This is a genomic window from Paracoccus sp. PAMC 22219 (genome assembly GCF_000787695.1).
Lineage (GTDB): Bacteria > Pseudomonadota > Alphaproteobacteria > Rhodobacterales > Rhodobacteraceae > Paracoccus.
Genome location: NZ_BBPH01000068.1, coordinates 1 through 2,500 on the forward strand (window position 1 = coordinate 1; position 2,500 = coordinate 2,500).

Here is a 2,500-nt window from a genome sequence, read left to right on the forward strand (position 1 = left end):
TGGTTGCGGGGACAGGATTTGAACCTGTGACCTTCAGGTTATGAGCCTGACGAGCTACCGGGCTGCTCTACCCCGCGCCAAGATTGTCCTGATCGGGTTTTTTTCATCGTTACAGAGAGATATGTGCGTTTCTTACCAGGTCTGGCGGTGACCTACTCTCCCACGTCTTGAGACGCAGTACCATCGGCGCAGCGGCACTTAACGGCCGAGTTCGGGATGGGATCGGGTGTTTTGCTCGCGCTAGGGCCACCAGACCAGGAAAGAAACGCTCAGCGTCGCTCCGCTTTCGCGGAGTGATATTGTCCAAGGATGCTTTGGAGGAAGGAGGATAATCCTGCTTCTTCCGGATCAAATCAAGCCTATCGAGCCATTAGTACCGGTCAACTGAATGCATTGCTGCACTTACATCTCCGGCCTATCGACGTGGTGGTCTTCCACGGCTCTCAAGGGAGACCTTGTTTTGAGGGGGGCTTCACGCTTAGATGCCTTCAGCGTTTATCCTGTCCGTTCATAGCTACCCAGCACTGCCGTTGGCACGACAACTGGTCCACCAGTGGAACGTCCACCCCGGTCCTCTCGTACTAGGGGCAGCTCCTCTCAAGTCTCCAACACCCACGGCAGATAGGGACCGAACTGTCTCACGACGTTCTAAACCCAGCTCACGTACCTCTTTAAATGGCGAACAGCCATACCCTTGGGACCTGCTCCAGCCCCAGGATGAGATGAGCCGACATCGAGGTGCCAAACGATGCCGTCGATATGGACTCTTGGGCATCATCAGCCTGTTATCCCCAGCGTACCTTTTATCCGTTGAGCGATGGCCCTTCCACTCGGGACCACCGGATCACTATGGCCGACTTTCGTCTCTGCTCGACTTGTCAGTCTTGCAGTCAGGCTGGCTTCTGCCATTGCACTCAACGACCGATTTCCGACCGGTCTGAGCCAACCTTCGCGCGCCTCCGTTACTGTTTGGGAGGCGACCGCCCCAGTCAAACTACCCACCACGCAGGTCCCGGACCCGGATAACGGGCCGCGGTTAGACATCAAGAGTGCGAAGGGCGGTATCTCAAGGATGGCTCCACGAGGACTAGCGTCCCCGCTTCAAAGCCTACCGCCTATCCTGCACATCGCAATCCTGATGCCAGTGCGAAGTTGTAGTAAAGGTGCATGGGGTCTTTCCGTCTAACCGCGGGAAGTCTGCATCTTCACAGACAATTCAATTTCGCTGAGTCCACATTTGAGACAGCGGGGAAGTCGTTACGCCATTCGTGCAGGTCGGAACTTACCCGACAAGGAATTTCGCTACCTTAGGACCGTTATAGTTACGGCCGCCGTTTACCGGGGCTTCAATTCAAGGCTTGCACCTCTCCTTTTAACCTTCCGGCACCGGGCAGGCGTCAGACCCTATACGTCGTCTTACGACTTCGCAGAGCCCTGTGTTTTTAGTAAACAGTCGCCACCCCCTGGTTTGTGCCCCCGGCTTCCACTTGCGTAAAAACCGGGCCTCCTTCTCGCGAACTTACGGAGGTATTTTGCCGAGTTCCTTAAATGTGGTTCTCTCAAGCGCCTTGGTATTCTCTACCAGTCCACCTGTGTCGGTTTAGGGTACGGTCTTGTGGAGGGCTATTTCCAGGAACCCCTAAGCAGCCCGATCAATCCGTTAAGATCGAACTACCCTCGGGATCCGTCACCATCTCCTGGCCCAGGAATATTAACCTGGTTCCCATCGACTACGCCTTTCGGCCTCGCCTTAGGGGCCGGCTTACCCTGCTCAGATTAGCTTTAAGCAGGAACCCTTGGACTTTCGGCGACAGGGTCTCTCACCCTGTTTGTCGCTACTCATGTCAACATTCTCACTTCTGATCACTCCACCGGTTGCCTCACGGCCCGGCTTCACAGTCAGAACATTGCCTCCGTTACCCATTGCTGGGCAAAAGAGGCAGCGTTCTATATCACAGAACGCTCCGCTACCACGCACTCTAAAGTGCATCCAAAGCTTCGGCTCGTGGCTTGAGCCCCGTTACATCTTCGCCGCAAGACCTCTTGATTAGACCAGTGAGCTGTTACGCTATCTTTAAAGGATGGCTGCTTCTAAGCCAACCTCCTGGTTGTTTTGGAAGTCTCACATGCTTTCCCACTTAGCCACGAATTGGGGGCCTTAGCTGTTGGTCAGGGTTGTTTCCCTCTCCACGACGGACGTTAGCACCCGCCGTGTGTCTCCCGGATAGTTCTCCTGGGTATTCGGAGTTTGCTTAGACTCAGTAAGGCTGTGGGCCCCCATCATCCATGCAGTGCTCTACCCCCCAGGGAATACGTCCGAGGCGCTACCTAAATAGCTTTCGCGGAGAACCAGCTATCTCCGAGTTTGATTGGCCTTTCACCCCTAGGCACAAGTCATCCCGACCTTTTTCAACAGGTGTGGGTTCGGACCTCCAGTACGTGTTACCGTACCTTCATCCTGCTCATGCCTAGATCACTCGGTTTCGGGTCTGATCCGTCT

1 tRNA gene and 2 rRNA genes (1 of these 3 cut by a window edge) are annotated in these 2,500 nt (G+C 55.0%); all 3 read right to left on the reverse strand.

The features are described from left to right. Nucleotides 1-77 (reverse strand) — tRNA-Met (locus TY51_RS08140). Between the two features lie 62 nt (nt 78-139). After that, nucleotides 140-254: ribosomal RNA gene (gene rrf / locus TY51_RS08145) — 5S ribosomal RNA — on the reverse strand. A gap of 95 nt (nt 255-349) precedes the next feature. Continuing rightward, nucleotides 350-2,500: ribosomal RNA gene (locus TY51_RS08150) — 23S ribosomal RNA — on the reverse strand (it continues 681 nt past the right edge of the window).